We start from the raw sequence: 19,855 nt of genomic DNA, 5'->3' as shown, positions 1-19,855 counted from the left end.
AGCACTGTGCTGGCGGGTTTTTTTTTGCCATCGACGAGCCGTTACACGCCGTCGCCTGCCGATATCGTCTATCTTTAGGGCTTTGCTGGCCTGATGCCTGAAGGGTATAGACAGGGAGTCATATGGGAAAAATATTCAGTACGTTTCTGCCGCTCTACACCACCACGCTGCTGATGCTGCTTGGTTCCGGTTTACTGACCACCTATGTCTCATTACGGCTGGCCAGCGAGCAGGTTAACGGCGCGCTGATTGGTGCAATTATCGCGGCAAACTATATCGGGCTGGTCATTGGCGGCAAGGTGGGGCACAACCTGATCGCCCGCGTCGGCCATATCCGTGCCTACGTCGCCTGCGCCGGGATCATTACCGCCTCCGTGGTGGGTCACGGCCTGACTGACTTTATTCCGCTTTGGGTCTTTCTGCGTCTGATTATCGGACTCTGCATGATGTGCCAGTACATGGTGCTGGAGAGCTGGCTCAACGATCAGGCGGAATCGTCGCAGCGTGGCATGATTTTCGGCTTATATATGGTCGCTACCTACCTTGGGCTGAGTGGCGGGCAGGTGATACTGAGCCTGCAGACCGGATTTGGTGTGAGTACGCTGCTGATTGTCGCACTCTGCTTCGCGCTCTGTCTGGTGCCGATAGCGCTGACCACCCGCACCCATGTCAGGCCGATGACGCCCGCACCCATGGAACTGGGCTATTTTATCCGCACCATCCCCAAACTGCTCGGCACCACACTGGTAACCGGCATGGTAATTGGTGCCTTCTACGGTCTGGCACCCGTTTATGGCAGCAGCAAAGGCTTCACCACCGGTCAGACCGGCTATTTTATGAGTCTTACGATCTTTGCCGGGCTGGTGTCGCAGTTTCCACTGAGCTGGCTTTCTGACCGCTACGATCGTCAGCGACTGCTGTTTATTATTGCGATGCTGTTTGCCGTCATCTGCGTGCCACTTATCCTGCTGCCGCATCTGACGTTTGACTGGATGATCGGCATCGCCTTTGCCGCCAGCATGATGCAGTTCGCGCTCTACCCATTGCAGGTGGCGCTGGCCAACGATCAGGTGGCCGCCGAGCGCCGCGTGTCGTTAACCGCCTGTCTGCTGATGGCGTTTGGTATTGGTGCCAGTATCGGCCCGCTGGTGGTCGGTGCGCTGATGCAGCCGCTGGGCAGCAATATGCTCTATCTCTTCTTTGCGCTCTGTGCGCTGGTGATTGGCGGACTGAGTTTTGTCCGTGCGCCAGGTCCGCTTCCGACAACCGAAGTCCCGCTGCCGCACGTGGTCATGCCTGACAGTCTGGCGACCTCGCCACTGGGTGCTGCGCTGATCCCGACGCTGGAAGAGGAGGTGATTCAGGCGTCAATGGGCGGTCAGGCACCGGAGGAGGAGTACGGTGGGGACGAGGGCGCGACTGATGAAGAGGCATTGTCCGACGATCATCCCGGGGAGGTTTCCGAAGATCAGCGCCATAAATAGCCGCGACAGGGCAGGACCTTGTTCGCCAGGCTTTGCATGGCTTTATGCATAATGTCCGGATCTGGCTCACTTCTGTCCGGTCACTGGCTCGACAGGCGGGCCAGCAGCAGCGATGCTGAGTCACCCGCTTCTTCAGGAGTCATACCATGCTGGAACTGCGCCCGAACTGTGAACACTGTGACGTCGATCTGCCGCCATCGTCTCTGGCGGCACGCATCTGCTCGTTTGAATGCACCTTCTGCGCTGACTGCGATGAGCATTTCGCGCATGTTTGCCCCAACTGCGGCGGTGAACTGGTGCGCCGTCCGGTGCGTCCGGCAGAGAAACTACAGAAATATCCGGCCAAAATGCGCAGCTGATCTCAAATGACGACGATTACGTCAGAGGCAGAATAGCCTGCGTGGCCCGATGCCGTTATGATGAATCTCGTCCCTGACAGAGCTACCACCTTAACTGAGTGCCGGAGATAAGCGCCGGGAGGGACGCACTTTTCTTCCACCCTCTGTTTCTCTTCGCCCCACAGCCTTACTGGTTCTGTTTCCCCGTTCATCACGCCGATTCGTGGCCAGCCCTGACTATACTCTGATAATGTTTTCAGCAGAGAGGCGCATGCACCCATGTATTACGACGTCCTGAATGGCGCAGCATGGCGACGGATCTGGGTGGTGGGCGATATCCATGGATGCCGCCGCGAACTCGATGCGCTGTTGCAGCAGCAACAGTTTGACTCTCAGCAGGATTTACTGATTTCGGTAGGCGACATTATTGATCGCGGGCCCGACAGTCTGGGTTGTCTGGCCCTGCTGGACGAGCCCTGGTTTCGCTGCGTGCGCGGCAATCATGAGGAGATGGCGCTGGCGGCGTTGCAGGGACAGGAAATGGCGCTCTGGCGGATGAACGGCGGCGACTGGTTCTTCCGGCTGCGGGGCGCAGCGTTAATCGCGGCACGTCATGCGTTGCGGCGCTGTGGTGAACGGCCGCTGATACTGCATCTGCAATTGGGTGAGCGCACTATTGTGATTGCCCATGCAGATTATCCGGCCCGGGAATACGCATTGAATAAGTCACTCGACTGGCAAAAGGTGGTCTGGAGCCGTCAGCGGCTGGAGGACCTGGAGTCAGGTGAGCAGGCGGGCATCCATGGCGCAGATGCCTTTTACTTCGGTCATACCCCGCTGAAACAGCCGCTGACGATTGCCAATCTGCATTACATCGATACCGGCGCCGTGTTTGGCAATCATCTGACGATGCTGCAACTCAAGTGAGTTAGCGGAACAGGCGACCGTCGCGCACCAGTTCGCGCGGATAGCTGTTCTTGATGCGGGTGCCAACTTTCTTCGCCAGCCCCAGCGGCTGCTGCTGATAGGTCACAATCATCTCATTGTTAACGGGTGCCGTTTCCGGATAGATATCCCGGCCGCGATACCACTCTTCAGCTTCTGCCGCCGTGAGCTCAAAGGCCTGCGTCGCATCGGGTTGCGCCAGTGCAATCACGGCTTCATGCTGCCAGCGATAGCCTTTAGCAAAGGTTTCTGCCAGCTTCAGGCCAATGCGCGAAAAGCGCACTTTGCCCAGCAGCGGGGTGACAGCTTTCGGGAAGAGCCAGATCTCTTTATCACGCTGCCACAGCTCCAGTGCGTCATCCCATTTGATAGAGACAGTGGCGGCGGCCTGTACGATCTCACTTTCCAGCTTACGGTTGAGATGGGAGAAGGGCAGCTTACCCACTTTGTAGCCCGGCAGGGGTAAGGGCTCGACTGACGCGATTTTACGCAGACGCGCCACGAAAAAGCCTTCGCTGTCGAACATCTGCGGAAAGACATGCAGATAGCCTTCGGGCGTCGCGGCCTGATCACCACCCTCAAAAAGCCTGTCGAGCGGCACGACCTCAACCGCGTCCGGATAGCGCTGCAGCAGCCAGCTAATCACCTGCTGATTCTCAATCTGATTCAGGGTGCAGGTTGAATAAACCAGCGTGCCGCCAGGTTTGAGTGCGTGAAAGGCACTGTCGAGCAGATCACGCTGGGTCGCGGCGATCTCTTCGGTACTCGCCAGCGACCAGTTTTTCAGTGCATCCGCATCTTTACGAATCACGCCTTCGCCGGAGCAGGGTGCGTCGAGGAGGATGGCGTCGAACTGCTCCGGCAGGGCGGGCCCGAAGACCCGCGCGTCAAAGTGCGTCAGGGCACTGTTGCTGACGCCGCAGCGGCTGATGTTAGCGTGCAGCACTTTGACCCGGCTGGAGGAGAATTCGTTTGCCAGGATTACGCCCTGATTGCCCATTCGCGCCGCAATCTGGGTGGTTTTGGAACCCGGTGCCGCCGCCATATCCATCACGGCGCTGACCTCTGGCTGGGTATCAAACAGTGCAGTTACCGGCAGCATGGAGCTGGCTTCCTGAATGTAGAACAGGCCGCTGAGATGCTCAGCGACGCTACCCAGCGGCAGGCTCTCATCTTCCCGGCTGATCCAGAATCCCTCTTCGCACCACGGCACCGGCGTCAGCTTCCAGTCATACCCGGCGGTCTGGCTCAGGAAGGCAGCTACGCTGATCTTCAGGGTATTGACGCGAATACTGCGGCGCAGCGGTTGCTGACTGTAGGCGATAAACTGCGCGAAGCTCGCCTCATCGGGCAGGCTCTGACGCATTAATGAGAGAAAATCGGCGGGGAAAAACGAAGACGCATCTGACACGGGCACATTCCAGTTAAGGCAAAGGCGGCAGTGTAACATGAGGAAAGAAAACGGGCAGCCAGGCTGCCCGTTTGAGAGTGAGAATAACGTGAAGGCTCAGGGAGCATACGCCTTTCGCAAAGACGCTAAAGACGCCATCCCAGGCATGCTCAGCGCGGGCGATTACGCACCTCATCCCTGAGGTGCGCCCGTAAACGGGCCAACGCGTTGCGTTGTTCAAAAACGCTCCCGGCGTTTTTGTCCATGGCCCGCGATGCTTTGCTACAGGCGTATACTCCCATCGCTTTACGTTTTGAGCCGTCTGAAAGAGGCGGCTCGTTCAGAGTAAATTAACGCGGAGACGGAATCGCCGTTCCCCAGGTACGCCACTCTTTCGGCGCTTCATCCTGCAGCAGGAAATGTTTATCCGGGTTCGCCTGTGGCGCCAGCGGCACCGTTGGTGGCGTCGCAAACTGAATACCGCCGCGAATAAACTGCTGGAAGGTCCCGGTTTTCACCACGCCGCCCACCAGACCGAAGTCGAGGTTGTATCCGGACGCCAGCCAGAACACCGAATTGTTCCGCACCAGATGCTGGTACTTCTTACTGATGCGAAGGGCGATCTGCACGCGGTCGGCCATATTACCCAGTGACGTGCCGGTGACGGTACCCACTTCCACACCCCGGAACAGCACCGGCGTACCCAGCGACAGTGAACCGGCCTCAGTGGCATCAACATAAATGTTCAGGCCATTCAGGTAGCGCGAATCGGTAATGGTGCTTTCCTGCAATTCAAAGGTGCGTGCAGCACCGCCTTTGCCCGGATCAACGTTGACGTACGGCTGTAACAGGGTCTCCAGATGATTTACACCCGTAGCGGAAATCTCCGGTGAAACCACTGAGAAACGGCTGCCGAGGCGGGCAAAATCATTCACATATTCAGGGTAGAGTACGGCTTTCGCCACGACCTGATTGTTATCTTTGCTTAACGACAGTGACTCCACCTGACCGACGTTGATACCCAGATAACGAATCGGCATCCCGGCAGAGAGCTTGCTGGCGTCATAGGTGTGCAGCGTAATCTGACTGCCCACCGCGCGGGCGGCGGTTTCAGAGGAGTAGAGCATGCGTTTAGCCCCTGTGACCGACTGCGCACCACTCATATTGTCGAAGCTGATTGCGCCTTTCAGCGCACGGTTAAGGGGCGATGCCTGCACCGTCAGACCGCTGCCGTTAAGGCTGACGCGTGCGCCACCCTCAGCCCAGAACACGCTTTCGCTGGTCAGCAGCTTGCGATACTCCGGCTGAATATGCACCGCAATATCAAAAGCGTCAGCGCGCGGCGTCACTTTGACAATCTCGCCCACCTGGAATTTACGGTAAAGCACGACCGAACCGGCCTGTACGTCAGGCAGGCTGTTGGCGGTCAGCATCAGCGTCGTGGACGGGCCATCGCCGGTAATGCCTTCGTCCGCTTTTTCAGCATCGGCAAACAGCGGATAGGCGCTTTTTGGCTCGCCTTTTTTGCCCGGCTCCAGCCGGATGCCGCCATCTACCCACTCGCGGGCGCTGGCACCTAATACCTGCATGCCATCAAGACCGAACTTCACATCGAGGCGACTGTTGACGATAAATTTGCTGTCGCCATGCACCAGATTGCGATTTTCAGGATTGACCGCGACGACGAAATTGACGCCATTTTCATCCAGCGAACGTGACATGACCTGACCAATCTGCATACCGTGCAGCATCAGCGGCTGGCCCTGATCGATGCCGTAGCTCTCTGGTGCGCTGAGTTTGACCGTGAGTACGTTGGGTTTCTGCAGCAGGGTCTCATTCGACGCCAGCACGGTGAAGTGCTGCTGCGGCTCGCCTTCACCCGGCACCAGTTCCAGCGTATTACCGGTCAGCAGCGCGCTGAGGCTGGTATCGGTCAGGCTGATTTTCGGGCTGTGCATTTCGATGCGGGTACCGCTGCGCATCAGTCCAACCACAGAAGGATCAATCGTCAGCTCGCCGGTCACCTTGCCGCCATCCAGCAGGTTCAGTTTAGTCAGCGTACCCACCTCCAGGCCCTGGTACATCAGCGGGGTGCTGCCGGCCTTGAGATTTTTACCATCAGGCAGGTCAAGCGTGATTTGCACGCCGCGCTGGCTGTGCGCCAGATCGGGATAGAGCCGGTAGTTCTGCTCCGCTTTGGCGGTTTCCGCCCCCTGCGGTGAGTCAAACGCAATCGCGCCATTGACCAGCGCCGCCAGACTCTCCAGCTGCACTTTAGCGCCGCTCAGGCTGACGTCCGCATTGACGCCCGACACGTTCCAGAAGCGGCTGTTGGTCTTCACCAGATTAATAAAGCGACGCTCAATCAGCACATCAATTGCCACGCCATCGGCCTTATTATCAATACTGTAGTCATAGACCCGACCAACCGGAATTTTACGGTAGTAGACCAGCGAGCCAGTGTTGAGAGAGCCAAGATCGGGCGCATGCAGATGGATCATCAATTCGCCGGTATTGACCCGGTATTTCGGTTGCGTATCCAGCGCGGTAAACGCCTCGCTGGGTTTACCTTTACCCGGCATCATCCCGATATAGTTACCGCCGACCAGCGCATCCAGACCCGAGACGCCCGCCAGTGAGGCTTTGGGCGTCACCAGCCAGAACTGAGTATCCTCACGCAGCGCGTCGCGCATGTCGCTCTTGATGCTGGCTTTAATCTGGATTCTACGATAGTCGTCGCTGAGATTAATGCCCTGCACGGTGCCCACTTCTACGCCCTGATAACGGATCGGGGTACGACCCGGCACGATACCATCCGCCGTCTGAAAATTGATGGTGATGGTGGTGCCGCGCTCCTGATAATTAGTCCAGAGCAGCCAGCAGGCGATCAGCATCGCAATGACCGGCAGCAGCCAGAAGGGCGAAATTTTGCGCTTATTACGCAGCGTTGCGTTAGTCGGTGTAGTCGGCGTTTCCTGTTGCATGTGCATCCCAGAGCAGGCGGCTGTCCAGCCACTCAACAGACATAATGGTCAGGATGACGGCCGCGCCAAAAAACAGCGCAGCCGGTCCCATGGTAAAAGCCAGCAGCTGATCACGGTTGACCAGCGACATGGTTAACGAAATGACAAACAGATCGAGCATGGACCAGCGGCCAACCCAGGTCACAAACCGCAGCAACCGGATGCGGGTTCTCAGTCCCTGTTCACAGCGGAAATGAATGCTAAGCAGCAGCGTCAGCATGACCAGTACCTTGGTAAAGGGCACCAGAATACTGGCGATAAACACAATCGCTGCCACCGGAATATTGCCTTCACCCAGCCCCAGGATGCCGGAGAAGATGGTGTCCTCGCGCCGTGAACCGTTCAGGTAAACCACGGAAATAGGCAGCAGATTCGCAGGGATCAAGAACACAATCGACGCGATCAGCGCAGCCCAGGATTTCTGCAGGCTGTGGCGGCGACGGAAGTCGAGCGGCGTATGGCAGCGCGGGCAGCGGCCCCGTTCATCAGCGATGCCGGTGTTATGACAGTTGAGGCAGACCTGCATGTCGTCACGGGCCATATTGCCGGGGCTTTGCGGGTAGAAATGCTCCCACAGCTGTTCCATATTCAGATGGATCATGGTCAGCACGCTCAGCACCGTCAGGGCAATGTAGGCCGCCAGCCCATAGCCAATCTCCAGCGAAGCATAGTCCTGCACCTTGATGGATGCCACGGCGATGCCGACCAGGTAAATATCGAGCATTACCCACTCTTTGAGCTTCTCCAGCATGATCAATACGGGCCGCAGGTTCATGCCCAGACGATGACCAATACCGAGATAACAGATGCCGGCGACCAGCGTTACCGGCGCACCGATGGTGCAGAACGCCACCATTGAAGCGGTCAGCACATCACCCTGCTGAGTCATCTGAATCACCCCTTCCAGCACGCTGGCATTAATGCGCATACCCAGCAGCCGGATATCCACCAGCGGCAGGGAAAAAGCGAAGGGCATTAACACGATCATGGTGGCGGCCATGGCCATCAGTCGGGTCATTGGCCAGTCGCGTCCACTGAGAATCTCAGCGTTGCAGCGCGGGCAGTGTGCCGACTGATGCGTTTTCACATCCGGTAAGGAAAAAAGGGTATCGCATTGCGGGCAACGCTGATAACGTGCGTGAGGCAATGTCTGGCTGATAGCGTGAATTTTCATAGGGTGATGCAATTTTCGCTCTTCAGAGGGAACAGATATTGGTCATTAAGACATTGTCTGTGTGCCTGTCTCGGGCATCACGCTTCGATCCACAGAATGCTAAGGGTATAGCAACTAACGCTATGATTCACCTTGTGGCTCTGGATATTTAAAACTTATTTTTAACGAACGGTCTCTATTGCCCCGTTCAGATGTCATTGGTAACGGTTAAATAATGAACAAAACTGCCTTTTACGCCGATTTGAATCGCGATATGCGCGCCTTGCTGGCGGGAGAAACGGCGTTCCTCGCCGCAATGGGAAACTTTAGCGCGCTGCTGTACGAACGTCTCGATGGCGTGAACTGGGCAGGTTTCTATCTGCTTACGGAAGCCGATACGCTGGTGCTTGGCCCGTTCCAGGGGAAAATCGCCTGTGTGCGCATTCCGGTCGGTAAAGGTGTGTGTGGCACGGCGCTGGCAGAAGAAAAAGTGCAACGAGTCGATGATGTGCATGCTTTCCCGGGCCACATCGCCTGTGACGCTGCCAGTAATGCTGAGATTGTGATTCCTCTGAAAGTGAATGGCACTGTGGTTGGGGTGCTGGACATCGATAGCGTGGAGTACAATCGCTTTGACAGCGACGACGAATCGGGGCTGGTCAAACTGACTGATGGGCTTTGTGAAGTGCTTGCGAACAGCGACTTAGAAAAATATCTGCAGCTGACGCGCAGCTAATCGACTGGATCACATGGCATTTAGCGATGTTGTCATTATAATGTCGCCTGTTCATGCCTGCGCTGGTCGGCAAACCCGTTGTAATCAGGAAATTTCATGGAAAATCAACCTAAGTTGAATAGCAGTAAAGAAGTCATCACTTTTCTGGCGGAGCGCTTTCCGCACTGCTTTAGCGCTGAAGGTGAAGCGCGTCCGCTCAAAATCGGTATCTTTCAGGATCTGGTCGAGCGTGTTCAGGGCGAAATGGGTCTGAGCAAAACACAGCTGCGTTCCGCGCTGCGTCTCTATACGTCAAGCTGGCGTTATCTGTACGGCATCAAAGCCGGTGCGATTCGTGTCGATCTCGACGGTAACGCCTGTGGCGTGCTGGATGAGCAACACGTTGAGCATGCACGTAAGCAACTGGAAGAAGCGAAAGCACGCGTCCAGGCGCAGCGTGACCAGCAGCGTGCTGCACGTCGTGAAGCGGGTGAAAGCGAAGAGGGCGCGGCACCGCGTCGTCCACGCAAGCCCGCGCCACGTAAGCCTGCAGAAGGCGATGCTGCGCGTAAACCACGTCCGCAGACGACTGCACCGCGTGCGACCGCCTCACAGCATCGCAAGCCAGCCCCACGTCCGGAGCAGGAAGCCCGACCCATCACTGATACCTCAACTTTGCAACCCGGCCAGAGTATTAAAGTTAAAGCAGGCAAAAGTGCGATGGACGCTACCGTTCTTGAAGTATCAAAAGACGGCGTTCGGGTCCAGCTCGCTTCCGGCATGGCAATGATTGTGCGCGCAGAACACTTGCAGTTCTGAAACGGAGGCTAACCCCGGCATGAACACCCTTTTTAAAGTTGGACTTATTGCGGGCCTGCTCTTAGCAGGCCCAACCTTCGGCGCAGAGAATATTACCCGCGCCGATCAGATTCCCCAGCTTCACGAAGACCCGCAGGATCCGACGGTCAGTGAGCGCGTCACCTCGCGCTTTACCCGTTCCCACTACCGCCAGTTCGATCTGGATCAGAACTTTTCAGCGAAAATTTTTGATCGCTACCTGAACATGCTCGACTACAGCCACAATGTGCTGCTGGCGTCAGATGTGGCGCAGTTTGCCAGCAAAAAAACCACCGTCGGCGATGAGCTGCGCAGTGGCAAGCTGGATCTCTTTTACGATATTTATAATCTGGCGCAGAAACGCCGTTTTGAGCGCTATCAGTATGCGCTGACGGTGCTGGCACGTCCGATGAATTTCAGCGGCAATGACACAATCGACATTGACCGCGCCAAAGCGCCCTGGCCGAAAGATCAGGCTGAACTCAATGCGCTCTGGGATGCCAAGGTCAAATATGACCAGCTGAGTCTGAAGCTGGCGGGCAAAGAGGATAACGAGATCCGCGACGTTCTGACCAAGCGTTACAACTTTGCTATCCGTCGTCTGGCCCAGAGCAACGGTGAAGACGTTTTCCAGCTGGTGATGAACGCGTTCGCCCGCGAAATCGATCCGCACACCAGCTATCTGTCGCCGCGTAACACTGAGCAGTTCAACACGGAGATGAGCCTGTCACTGGAAGGCATCGGTGCGGTACTGCAGATGGATGACGACTATACCGTGATCAACTCGATGGTCGCAGGTGGCCCGGCCGCGAAGAGCAAAGCCATTACCGTTGGCGATCGCATCGTCGGTGTTGGTCAGCCAGGCAAGCCGATGGAAGATGTGATTGGCTGGCGTCTGGATGATGTCGTGGCAAAAATTAAAGGACCCAAGGGCAGCAAAGTGCGCCTGGAAGTTCTGCCCGCCGGTAAGGGTACTAAAACCCGTACTGTGACGCTGACGCGTGAGAAAATCCGTCTTGAAGATCGCGCGGTTAAACTGACCATCAAAAATGTCGGCAAGCAGAAAGTGGGCGTGCTCGATATTCCTGGTTTCTATGTCGGCCTCACCGACGACGTGAAAGTACAGCTGCAGAAACTGCAGAAACAGAACGTCGATAGCGTCGTGATCGATCTCCGTACCAACGGCGGTGGTGCGCTAACCGAAGCGGTCTCGCTTTCCGGCCTGTTTATCCCGAGTGGTCCGGTGGTGCAGGTTCGCGACAATAATGGTCGGGTGCGTGAAGACAGTGATAACGACGGCGTGGTCTACTACAAAGGTCCGCTGGTGGTGCTGGTCGATCGCTTCAGCGCCTCCGCCTCTGAGATCTTTGCTGCTGCGATGCAGGACTATGGTCGTGCAGTGATTGTCGGCGAGCCAACCTTTGGTAAAGGCACCGTTCAGCAGTATCGCTCGCTGAACCGCATTTACGATCAGATGCTGCGTCCGGAATGGCCAGCGTTAGGCTCCGTTTCTTATACGATCCAGAAGTTCTATCGCATTAACGGCGGCAGTACACAGCGTAAAGGCGTCACGCCGGATCTGCTGATGCCAACCGGCGTTGAAGCGGCTGAAACCGGTGAGAAATTTGAAGATAACGCGCTGCCGTGGGACAGCATCAAAGCGGCAACCTATACCAAAACCGGTGATGTTAAACCGCTGGTTGCGCAGCTGACGAAGCAGCATGCGGACCGTATCGCTCAGGATCGCGAGTTCCAGTACATCATGAAGGACATTGCCCGTTACAATGCTCTGAAAGATAAGCGCAACATCGTGTCACTCAATCTTGCTCAGCGCGAGAAAGAGAACCACGAAGATGATGCGTCACGACTGGAACGAATCAACGCGCGCTATCAGGCCGAAGGCAAAAAACCGCTGAAAAACCTGGATGAGCTGCCGAAAGATTATAAAGAGCCGGATCCCTATCTCGACGAGACGGTGAAGATCGCGAACGATCTTGCGCAACTGGAGAAATCCCAGCCAGAGGCGCCAGCGGCGAAATAATCCGCTATTGCCAGAAAAAGCACCGCTCAGCGGTGCTTTTTTTTGTACTCAGAAAAGTTTCCAGTAAGCAATGATTAGCGCTGGTGAAGGTGCCTGAAGGCTGGGCTACTCATCAGGCGTGTCAGAATGTAAAGTTATGTCTTTTTAGGCACTTAAACGTTAAGGTCGCTTGAAAAGCCGCCCAATGCTCATAGGATATGTATCCGCGTATAGGCGCGTGAACTACTGAGGAAGATTAACAAAAATGATGCGTATTGCTCTTTTCCTGATGACCAACCTGGCTGTGATGTTGGTATTCGGGCTGATTCTCAGCCTGACAGGGATCCAGTCAAGCAGTGTTCAGGGCCTGATGATCATGGCAGGCCTGTTTGGCTTCGGCGGTGCGTTTGTTTCACTGCTGATGTCGAAGTGGATGGCGCTGCGTTCGGTTGGCGGTGAAGTGATTGAACAGCCACGCAATGAAACCGAGCGCTGGCTGGTGGATACCATTGGCCGTCAGGCCCAACAGGCGGGCATTGCGATGCCACAGGTCGCGATCTATCACGCACCTGATATCAATGCCTTTGCGACTGGTGCGCGTCGTAACGCCTCACTGGTGGCTGTCTCAACCGGTCTGTTGCAGAACATGAGCCGTGATGAGGCGGAAGCGGTGCTGGCGCACGAAGTGTCGCACATCGCCAACGGTGACATGATCACCATGACGCTGATCCAGGGTGTGGTGAACACCTTCGTGATTTTCGTTTCACGTATTCTGGCACAGATTGCGGCGGGCTTTATGTCCGGCAACCGTGATGGCGAAGAGAGCAGCAACGGCAATCCGTTGGTCTACTTTGCGGTGTCGATGGTGCTGGAGCTGGTATTTGGTATTCTTGCCAGCATCATCACCATGTGGTTCTCGCGTCATCGTGAGTTCCACGCCGATGCCGGTTCAGCGAAGCTGGTCGGTCGTGAGAAGATGATTGCGGCGTTGCAGCGCCTGAAAACCAGCTACGAACCACAGGAGCCGAGCAGCATGCTGGCATTCTGTATCAACGGTAAAGGTAAATCATTCAGCGAGCTGTTTATGTCGCATCCGCCGTTAGATAAGCGTATTGAAGCACTGCGCAGCGGTCAGTATCTGAAGTAGCGTTAAGCAGAGCAAAAAAGGCGACCCGCGGGTCGCCTTTTCTGTTTAGAAACCATAATCAGACTGCCTCTGACAGCAATATCTTAGCTCAACATGCAGGGAACCCGGGCAGAGGAGGAAAGCGTCCCGCGCCAGGACAAAAACGCCGGGAGCGTTTTTAAACAACGCAACCGTTGGACCGTTTACGGTCGCACCTCAGGGATGAGGTGCGCAATGGTGCGGGACGACCGTCATGGATGACAGAAGTCTTTCCGAGCTGACCGGGTTCCCTGTGAAGGCCCGGCCTGACAGCGAATCGGCTCACCCTCTGCCAGGTGGGTCGCCTTTTCTGTTTCTGCCATCAGGCGCGGGTCTGCGTCATCCGCGACACACTGACCAGTGCGGCCACGGCGGCAAAGCTGCCCGCCAGCAGCAGCGAAACGTGCGTCCCACGTTCATTAAACAGATTAAACATCAGTGCGACCAGCGCGGCACCCATACTCTGTCCCAGCAGGCGCGCAGTACCCAGCATGCCGCTGGCACCGCCACTGCGATTACGTGGCGCGGAGGTGACAATCGTGTGGTTGTTGGGTGACTGGAACAGCCCGAAACCGGCACCGCACAGCATCATGCGCCAGATAATATCGCCATCATCCGGATTTACCGGCAGCCACGCGAGCAGGAACAGTCCCAGCGCGAACATCGCCAGTCCAATTCCACCCAACAGCCCGGCATGCACCCGTTCAATCAGGCGGCCGGCAATCGGCGCAAATACCATCGTTGCCAGCGGCCAGGGCGTCAGCAACAGACCGGTTGCCACCTCATTACGCTGCAGGACGTTCTGCAGAAAGAAGGGCAGTGAAACCATCGCCAGCATCTGGGCGCAGAACGAACAGACCGACGTCCCCATCGACAGGCTGAAAATCGGGATACGCAGCAGATCAACCGGCAGCAGCGGCACCGCCATGTTGAGCTGACGACGAATAAAGAACCAGCCAATGACCAGCAGCGCAATGACCTCGGAGAGCACCAGCAGATGACTCTGTCCCTGAGCAAAGCCGCTCAGCGCGGAGATGATCAGACCAAAGAACAGGGCATTCATGATCGCGCTGGGCACATCGAATTTTTGTGTTGTGGCTTTCTGCGGGTTATCAGGCAGCGTTCGCAGCGCCAGCCAGAGCGCAATGGCACCCAGCGGAACATTAATCAGAAACAGCCATTTCCAGCTGGCGACCGAGAGTATTGCTGCCGCTACCGTCGGCCCTGCCGCAGTTGACACCGCCACCACCAGCGAGTTGATCGCCATACCGCGTCCCAGATACCGCTGTGGATAGATAATGCGTATCAGCGCGGTATTCACACTCATCAGCGCCGCGCCGCCCAGGCCCTGCAGCACACGGGCAAAGGTCAGCATGGTTAGCGTGGTCGAAAAGGCGCAGAACAATGATGTCGCAATAAACAGTGCCAGGCCTGCCTGGTAGACGCGGCGGTAGCCCAGCATATCGCCCAGAAACGAGAGCGACAGCAGCGAGACGATAATCGCAATCTGATAAGCATTCACAATCCAGATCGACTGCGCCGGGCTGGCATTCAGCTCACGCGATATGGTCGGTAACGCGACATTGGCAATCGCGCCGTCTAACACCGCCATGGTCAGGCCCAGCGCAATGGTAACGATGGCCATATAGCGCTGACGCGTGGGTAATCCATCCTGAGGAGGAGAGCGTGTCATAAGTTAATTACTAAAGAGGGTGAATATCATCATGCTAATGAAATAAGCGCGGAAAAGCAGCGTCCGGACGAATAAAAAACTGTCTTAAAATATGACTCAATGGTTAAAGCATTGCTGCCGACCTGTGCGTCACTCTATACTGACAGTCCGTTCCATTTTTTTTGAAACAGATTTAACAAGGTGCGCGATGTCCTCTGCTGAAAATGATAAACAGCCCGATTCCGTCTCTTCAGTGCTTAAAGTATTTGGCATTTTGCAGGCGCTGGGTGAAGAGCGCGATCACGGTATTACCGAGCTTGCGCAGCGCGTGATGATGTCAAAAAGCACCGTCTACCGTTTTCTGCAGACCATGAAGTCGCTGGGCTATGTCACGCAGGAAGGTGAAAGCGAGAAGTATTCACTGACGCTGAAGCTGTTTGAACTGGGTGCCAAAGCGCTACAGAACGTCGATTTAATCCGCAGCGCGGATGTGCAGATGCGCGAGCTGTCGCGTCTGACCAAAGAGACGATTCACCTTGGGGCGCTGGAAGAGGACAGTATTGTCTACATCCATAAAATCGACTCGCTTTACAATCTGCGCATGTATTCGCGCATTGGCCGCCGCAACCCGCTGCATACCACCGCAATTGGTAAAGTCCTGCTCGCCTGGCGCGATCGCAGCGATGTTGAGGAAATTCTGCGGGATGTGGAGTTCAAACGCAGCACGGCCAATACGCTGCTGAGCGCGGAGGCGTTGATCACGACGCTGGATCAGGTCAGAGTGCAGGGTTATGGCGAAGATAATGAAGAGCAGGAAGAGGGGCTACGCTGCCTTGCCGTGCCAGTGTTTGATCGGTTTGGCGTAGTGATTGCGGGACTCAGTATCTCATTTCCCACCATTCGTTTTTCAGAAGATGCCCGCCAGGATTATGTGGCGATGTTGCATCGGGCGGCCCGCACGCTCTCAGCAGAAATGGGCTATCACGACTACCCATTCTGAACAAAGCGGGCCATCCGGCCCGCTTTATCACTAGTTATCGATCACTTCTCCGCTTTTCTTCAGCAACGGACAATCCGTCACGCCCACCACACCGCTGTCAGTATGCAGATACTGCGCGTTGATGACGCCGCGAGCGGTAAGATAGCTGCACTGCAGGCCAAGTCCGGCGGCATTTTTAGTACTGCCGGTTAACACGCCATAGCCGGTAAACAGCATTGCCAGCCAGATCACCGCCAGCAGGCCTATTGTGCGAATAAACAGTTTCATTGTGTCTCCTTGTGAAAGATAACTCAGCGCGCCACCTGGTGCTGCCGGTTATGATGATACCAGCATGCCTCGCTTTTCTGACGGGATCGATCAGAGATAACTGAAACGGCAAATTCTGCATTGATGTATCTCCCATTATCTTTTGCGATGGCTACAGGTAGAATGAGCGGTTGTTTAATTTCCACTGAGTTTTACGAGGCAGTTATGAATGAGTTAGCCGCAAATTCGGGCCCCCTGGTCAGCTATGGTCTGCTGGTCATTATTTTGATTGTGGCGTTTATCGCCTGGTTCTTTGTAAACCGGGCCAGCGTGCGCGCGGGTGAGCAGATCCGTTTACTGGAATCCTTACTTGAAGAGCAGAAGAAACAGAATCAGCTGCTGCGCCGTCTGATTGAGATGCAGCCTGGGGCAGAAAGTAAAAAAACCGAAGACGATCGGGAAAAGCGCGACTTTATCCGGTTAATCCCGGAACGTTAATCACACCAGAGAGACGGAATGGCCTGGAAAAATCCGTGGTATGACAGCAGCAAAACGCATCACACGCCAGAGGGATTTCGTAATCCTGAACCGGAGCAGCGCAGGCCGGGTGACCTGAAACGCTGGCGCAGGGAGCGCAAAGCACTGGGGCTACCAATACCCCCACAGCAGGGTTATGCGGCGTTCACCAGGCAATGGTGGCAGCCCGCGGATATCAGCGGCAGTGACGATCGTATCTGGTGGCTTGGACATGCTGCCGTACTGTTACGGCTTAAGGGACAATATATCCTGATCGATCCGGCACTCGGCTCACGCGCCTCGCCGCTGGCGTTTGCGGGGCCACAGCGTAAAACACCCGCACCCATCAGCATCGCTGATCTGCCACGGCTTGATGTCGTGCTGATTTCACACAACCATTACGATCATCTGGATAAACCGACGGTTAAAGCGATTATCCGGCATTTTCCGCAGGCGACCTTTATTGTGCCGCTGGGACTGGCGAAATGGTGCAGAGCGCAGGGCGTAAATCAGGTGCACCAGCTCGATTGGTGGCAGCAGGTAACGCTCGGTAATCTCTGTTTTGATGCGGTGCCAGCCCGTCACTGGAGTATGCGAACCCCATGCGATCGCAACCGTTCACTCTGGTGCGGTTGGGTCGTACGCTCTGCCTCACTGCGTTTCTGGTTTTCTGGCGACAGTGGCTACAGTGACCGCCTGCAGGAGATTCCGGCCCGGCTTGGCCCGTTCAGCGTGACTGCGTTACCGATTGGCGCGTATGCACCTAAATGGTTCATGGCAAGCCAGCACATGGATCCCGATCAGGCGGTGGCGTTATGGCAGGCAGCAGGCAGGCCATTGACGCTGCCTATTCACTGGGGCGTGTTTGAACTGGCCGATGAGTCGCTGGATGCGCCACCACAGGAACTGGCGAATGCGCTACAGCGGGCAGACGAACATAATGGCCGCTTCGCCCCCTGGCGAATAGGCGAAGGTCGCAGTCTGAATAATTGCAGCCAGGAATAATCCTAAAGCCTCCGGTGTAAATAAAAGACGGAGGTTTTTATCAGACATCAATTTTTCAAATCGAAAGTTAAATTCTTAATAAGTAAAATCCGCATCCCTGCTTTTATTTGGAGCAAGGCTAATGGCTGGCTCCTGCTTTTGGTGCAAAAAAAGCGTTATTTGTACGAAATAAAAGGCGCTGTACAGGATTGACGCCAGATTTTGGATATCTACAACCGTTACCGCTTCGCTTATTCATTTCGCCATTGCCATATTTGTGAAATATTAATTTCTTATGGTATCCATCGGGTTATGCCTGGCAACACAGGCAGGAGCGCGCGCTGGCCGCGCATGGACTTTATTCTCAGACACATTTGTAGACCCCGCGGAACAGGCAATGTGAGCCTTCTGGCAAATATGTGCGCAGGCGCGTCAGGGCTTTAAAAATGGCTTGCCATTATTTTTGGGATATGTGATAACAATTCGTGGGTTAAACGAGGTACAGTTCTGTTTATGCATGGCATCTTCAGTAAAGAAGTACGAGTAAAGACGTTGACGTTGAATACCGCTTCCTTGCCGAACCTTAATTAGTGCCTCATGCAGTAATGTCTCTGGTTTTTCTGTAAGACAGCTTTCGGGCTAAATAAACATCTAAAGGAATTTGCAAAATGGCAAAGATTAAAGGTCAGGTTAAGTGGTTCAACGAGTCTAAAGGTTTTGGTTTTATCACTCCTGCTGACGGCAGCAAAGATGTGTTCGTACACTTCTCTGCTATTCAGGGCAACGGTTTTAAAACCCTGGCTGAAGGCCAGAGCGTTGAGTTCGAAATTCAGGACGGCCAGAAAGGCCCGGCAGCTGTTAACGTCACTGCTATCTGATTCGACTCCGCCTCGGTGCATTGCACCCTGACACGGAATCTTAAAGCCCTGGCTCTACAGCCGGGGCTTTCTTTATGCTTCCGATGCGGAAACGTTAAGGTTACACTGCGCCGCGTTATCTGATGCCGGAGCACCTGATGTCCCTGACTTGCCCTCTTTGTCACTCTCCATTGACCTTTACCGACCGCAGCTGGTGCTGCGAAAACCGCCATCAGTTCGATCAGGCAAAAGAAGGGTATGTCAATCTGCTGCCCGTTCAGCATAAACGGTCACGTGAACCGGGTGACAGTGCAGAGATGATGCAGGCACGACGGGAATTTCTTGAGGCAGGCTATTATCAGCCGCTGCGTGAGCAGGTAGTCAACCTGCTTGCGCCGGTGCTGAATCAGCCAGAGTGTAAAATCCTGGATATCGGCTGCGGTGAAGGGTACTACACCGCAGCACTGGCAGAGGCGGCAGGCGAAGAGGCCCAGATTTATGGGCTGGATGTCGCCCGAATGGCCATCCGGCTGGCAGCAAAGCGTTACCCTGCGGTGCGCTTCTGCGTCGCCTCCAGCCAGCGCTTACCCTTTGCCGATCACTCACTGGATGCGATTGTACGCATCTACGCACCCTGCAACGAAGCGGAACTGGCCCGTGTGCTGAAGCCGGGTGGCCTGGTGCTGACGGTTACCCCAGGCCCGCACCATCTGCAACAGTTCAAAGCGCTGATTTACCGCGAAGTGCAGCTGCATGTGCCAGAGCAGAAAGATTATCCCGGCTTCCGGCAGGTAGCGCAGCATGCCCTGCGCTACCCGATGGCATTAACCGGCGCAGCCGCCACAACCCTGCTGCAGATGACGCCTTTTGCCTGGCGGGCACGTGAAGACGTCTGGCAAACGCTGCAGCAGAGTGAGCTGTTCGGTTGCGATGCGGATTTTACCCTGACAATGTGGCAGCGCGACTAGCGCGCGTCGACCAGCGTATTGTAGATGCGCTCCAGGTCGTCGAGCTGCTGCACGGCAATCAGCAGACGGCGCTGTTCCAGCTGAATGACCAGAATGCCATCCTCAGAAAGATTCATGCCCTGAATCCGCCGGTAATCGATCCAGACGCCGGCGTAAAACAATCCCTCATTCTTCATCAGCAGCGTGGGTTTGCGCAGCCAGAAGAGCCAGAACGCCATAAAACTCAGCACCATCAGCAGTGAGGTGGTGAGCTGCGGGCCATGATGACTGACATTGTTCCACAGCAAAATCAGCAGCAGGCCGATGAAAATCAGACTGTCGAGTTTATGCTGCCTGCGCAGTGTTACCCGTAGGCGGGTCGGCCCGTGCCGACGTGGCAGAATAGCCTCATGGTAAACGGCAAATCCCATCAGGACGGCGACACAACACGCAATCAACGCGTCAGTTAAAGACATCACTTCTTCTACCTCAAACAGGGTGAGCTCAGCCGGTTGTGGCTCAGCTCACCACGCTTAAAAGCCGGGAGCAGAGGCTCCCGGCAG

18 protein-coding genes are annotated in these 19,855 nt (G+C 55.6%); 12 read left to right on the top strand and 6 right to left on the bottom strand.

Annotation, left to right across the window (positions count from 1 at the left end; genetic code table 11):
• Positions 1–122: 122 nt before the first annotated feature.
• From N1689_RS06810 to N1689_RS06800, 3 genes are all read left to right on the top strand, one after another.
• Positions 123–1,484 carry an MFS transporter gene (locus tag N1689_RS06810; protein ID WP_222925380.1) on the top strand — a complete coding sequence of 454 codons (1,362 nt, stop codon included), beginning with the start codon at positions 123–125 and terminating at the stop codon, positions 1,482–1,484.
• 146 nt (positions 1,485–1,630) lie between these two features.
• Positions 1,631–1,843: a DUF1272 domain-containing protein gene (locus N1689_RS06805; RefSeq protein ID WP_161733087.1), complete on the top strand. Its 213-nt coding sequence runs from the start codon at positions 1,631–1,633 to the stop codon at positions 1,841–1,843.
• A 258-nt stretch (positions 1,844–2,101) separates the two neighbouring features.
• The gene (locus N1689_RS06800) at positions 2,102–2,749 is read left to right on the top strand and encodes a metallophosphoesterase (protein WP_161733085.1); all 648 of its coding nucleotides are present in this window, start codon (positions 2,102–2,104) and stop codon (positions 2,747–2,749) included.
• A 1-nt stretch (position 2,750) separates the two neighbouring features.
• Here the strand turns inward: N1689_RS06800 and rsmF are convergent, their stop codons facing one another.
• From rsmF to yebS, 3 genes are all read right to left on the bottom strand, one after another.
• Positions 2,751–4,178, bottom strand: a complete 1,428-nt coding sequence (gene rsmF, locus N1689_RS06795) for a 16S rRNA (cytosine(1407)-C(5))-methyltransferase RsmF (RefSeq protein WP_405038542.1) — start codon at positions 4,176–4,178, stop codon at positions 2,751–2,753.
• 329 nt (positions 4,179–4,507) lie between these two features.
• A complete protein-coding gene (locus N1689_RS06790) occupies positions 4,508–7,141 on the bottom strand; it encodes a PqiB family protein (RefSeq protein ID WP_260058327.1) in 2,634 nt (877 codons plus the stop codon).
• Positions 7,110–8,354 (bottom strand): membrane integrity lipid transport subunit YebS, encoded by a 1,245-nt coding sequence (gene yebS / locus N1689_RS06785; protein WP_161733079.1) that lies wholly within the window; start codon positions 8,352–8,354, stop codon positions 7,110–7,112. The genes N1689_RS06790 and yebS overlap by 32 nt, the downstream gene beginning before the upstream one ends.
• Positions 8,355–8,568: 214 nt before the next feature.
• Between yebS and N1689_RS06780 the strand changes: the two genes are divergently transcribed.
• The 4 genes from N1689_RS06780 to htpX all read left to right on the top strand — a co-directional run bounded on the left by N1689_RS06780 (position 8,569) and on the right by htpX (position 13,052).
• Entirely contained in the window at positions 8,569–9,069 is a 501-nt protein-coding gene (locus N1689_RS06780; RefSeq protein ID WP_161733077.1) for a GAF domain-containing protein, read from the top strand.
• Between the two features lie 96 nt (positions 9,070–9,165).
• Complete coding sequence (gene proQ / locus N1689_RS06775) at positions 9,166–9,867, top strand: RNA chaperone ProQ (RefSeq protein ID WP_033732888.1); 702 nt, start codon at positions 9,166–9,168, stop codon at positions 9,865–9,867.
• A 19-nt stretch (positions 9,868–9,886) separates the two neighbouring features.
• Positions 9,887–11,926, top strand: coding sequence for a carboxy terminal-processing peptidase (gene prc, locus N1689_RS06770; RefSeq protein WP_260058326.1), 2,040 nt, complete (start codon positions 9,887–9,889; stop codon positions 11,924–11,926).
• A 244-nt stretch (positions 11,927–12,170) separates the two neighbouring features.
• The gene (htpX, locus tag N1689_RS06765) at positions 12,171–13,052 is read left to right on the top strand and encodes a protease HtpX (protein WP_161733073.1); all 882 of its coding nucleotides are present in this window, start codon (positions 12,171–12,173) and stop codon (positions 13,050–13,052) included.
• Between the two features lie 340 nt (positions 13,053–13,392).
• On the opposite strand, the gene N1689_RS06760 is transcribed toward htpX, so the two are convergent.
• On the bottom strand, positions 13,393–14,763 hold the full coding sequence (locus N1689_RS06760; RefSeq protein ID WP_161733071.1) for an MFS transporter: 1,371 nt from the start codon (positions 14,761–14,763) through the stop codon (positions 13,393–13,395).
• A 187-nt stretch (positions 14,764–14,950) separates the two neighbouring features.
• Here N1689_RS06760 and kdgR point away from each other — a divergent pair, with 187 nt between their 5' ends.
• The gene (kdgR, locus tag N1689_RS06755; RefSeq protein WP_222925382.1) at positions 14,951–15,742 is read left to right on the top strand and encodes a DNA-binding transcriptional regulator KdgR; all 792 of its coding nucleotides are present in this window, start codon (positions 14,951–14,953) and stop codon (positions 15,740–15,742) included.
• Positions 15,743–15,772: 30 nt separating this feature from the next.
• Here the strand turns inward: kdgR and N1689_RS06750 are convergent, their stop codons facing one another.
• Positions 15,773–16,009, bottom strand: coding sequence for a YobH family protein (locus N1689_RS06750; RefSeq protein ID WP_161733067.1), 237 nt, complete (start codon positions 16,007–16,009; stop codon positions 15,773–15,775).
• Positions 16,010–16,213: 204 nt separating this feature from the next.
• Here N1689_RS06750 and N1689_RS06745 point away from each other — a divergent pair, with 204 nt between their 5' ends.
• The 4 genes from N1689_RS06745 (at position 16,214) to rlmA (ending at position 19,313) form a co-directional block, all read left to right on the top strand.
• Positions 16,214–16,486 (top strand): YebO family protein, encoded by a 273-nt coding sequence (locus N1689_RS06745; RefSeq protein WP_150014979.1) that lies wholly within the window; start codon positions 16,214–16,216, stop codon positions 16,484–16,486.
• Between the two features lie 18 nt (positions 16,487–16,504).
• Positions 16,505–17,509: an MBL fold metallo-hydrolase gene (locus N1689_RS06740; protein WP_161733065.1), complete on the top strand. Its 1,005-nt coding sequence runs from the start codon at positions 16,505–16,507 to the stop codon at positions 17,507–17,509.
• A 647-nt stretch (positions 17,510–18,156) separates the two neighbouring features.
• The gene (gene cspE, locus N1689_RS06735; protein ID WP_003852684.1) at positions 18,157–18,366 is read left to right on the top strand and encodes a transcription antiterminator/RNA stability regulator CspE; all 210 of its coding nucleotides are present in this window, start codon (positions 18,157–18,159) and stop codon (positions 18,364–18,366) included.
• Between the two features lie 137 nt (positions 18,367–18,503).
• Positions 18,504–19,313 carry a 23S rRNA (guanine(745)-N(1))-methyltransferase gene (gene rlmA, locus N1689_RS06730; protein WP_161733063.1) on the top strand — a complete coding sequence of 270 codons (810 nt, stop codon included), beginning with the start codon at positions 18,504–18,506 and terminating at the stop codon, positions 19,311–19,313.
• Here rlmA and N1689_RS06725 read toward each other — a convergent pair.
• Positions 19,310–19,768, bottom strand: coding sequence for a DUF986 family protein (locus N1689_RS06725; protein WP_161733183.1), 459 nt, complete (start codon positions 19,766–19,768; stop codon positions 19,310–19,312). The two genes, rlmA and N1689_RS06725, sit on opposite strands and share 4 nt — an antisense overlap.
• Positions 19,769–19,855 lie beyond the last annotated feature (87 nt).

Origin of the sequence: Pantoea sp. XY16 (assembly GCF_025153065.1) — a bacterium.
In the GTDB taxonomy this organism is placed as follows: Bacteria; Pseudomonadota; Gammaproteobacteria; order Enterobacterales; family Enterobacteriaceae; genus Pantoea; species Pantoea alfalfae.
Note: the sequence above shows the minus strand (reverse complement) of the source record. Positions and strands in the feature narration are given on the sequence as shown.

What these genes read in the sequence shown, in the direction of transcription:
- rlmA (WP_161733063.1), top strand. Translation starts at nt 18,504, where the DNA reads ATGTCCCTGACTTGCCCTCTTTGTCACTCTCCATTGACCTTTACCGAC.
- N1689_RS06750 (WP_161733067.1), bottom strand. Translation starts at nt 16,009, where the DNA reads ATGAAACTGTTTATTCGCACAATAGGCCTGCTGGCGGTGATCTGGCTG.
- N1689_RS06760 (WP_161733071.1), bottom strand. Translation starts at nt 14,763, where the DNA reads ATGACACGCTCTCCTCCTCAGGATGGATTACCCACGCGTCAGCGCTAT.
- prc (WP_260058326.1), top strand. Translation starts at nt 9,887, where the DNA reads ATGAACACCCTTTTTAAAGTTGGACTTATTGCGGGCCTGCTCTTAGCA.
- kdgR (WP_222925382.1), top strand. Translation starts at nt 14,951, where the DNA reads ATGTCCTCTGCTGAAAATGATAAACAGCCCGATTCCGTCTCTTCAGTG.
- N1689_RS06810 (WP_222925380.1), top strand. Translation starts at nt 123, where the DNA reads ATGGGAAAAATATTCAGTACGTTTCTGCCGCTCTACACCACCACGCTG.
- proQ (WP_033732888.1), top strand. Translation starts at nt 9,166, where the DNA reads ATGGAAAATCAACCTAAGTTGAATAGCAGTAAAGAAGTCATCACTTTT.
- N1689_RS06780 (WP_161733077.1), top strand. Translation starts at nt 8,569, where the DNA reads ATGAACAAAACTGCCTTTTACGCCGATTTGAATCGCGATATGCGCGCC.
- N1689_RS06745 (WP_150014979.1), top strand. Translation starts at nt 16,214, where the DNA reads ATGAATGAGTTAGCCGCAAATTCGGGCCCCCTGGTCAGCTATGGTCTG.
- N1689_RS06725 (WP_161733183.1), bottom strand. Translation starts at nt 19,768, where the DNA reads ATGTCTTTAACTGACGCGTTGATTGCGTGTTGTGTCGCCGTCCTGATG.
- cspE (WP_003852684.1), top strand. Translation starts at nt 18,157, where the DNA reads ATGGCAAAGATTAAAGGTCAGGTTAAGTGGTTCAACGAGTCTAAAGGT.
- yebS (WP_161733079.1), bottom strand. Translation starts at nt 8,354, where the DNA reads ATGAAAATTCACGCTATCAGCCAGACATTGCCTCACGCACGTTATCAG.
- N1689_RS06800 (WP_161733085.1), top strand. Translation starts at nt 2,102, where the DNA reads ATGTATTACGACGTCCTGAATGGCGCAGCATGGCGACGGATCTGGGTG.
- N1689_RS06790 (WP_260058327.1), bottom strand. Translation starts at nt 7,141, where the DNA reads ATGCAACAGGAAACGCCGACTACACCGACTAACGCAACGCTGCGTAAT.
- N1689_RS06740 (WP_161733065.1), top strand. Translation starts at nt 16,505, where the DNA reads ATGGCCTGGAAAAATCCGTGGTATGACAGCAGCAAAACGCATCACACG.
- htpX (WP_161733073.1), top strand. Translation starts at nt 12,171, where the DNA reads ATGATGCGTATTGCTCTTTTCCTGATGACCAACCTGGCTGTGATGTTG.
- N1689_RS06805 (WP_161733087.1), top strand. Translation starts at nt 1,631, where the DNA reads ATGCTGGAACTGCGCCCGAACTGTGAACACTGTGACGTCGATCTGCCG.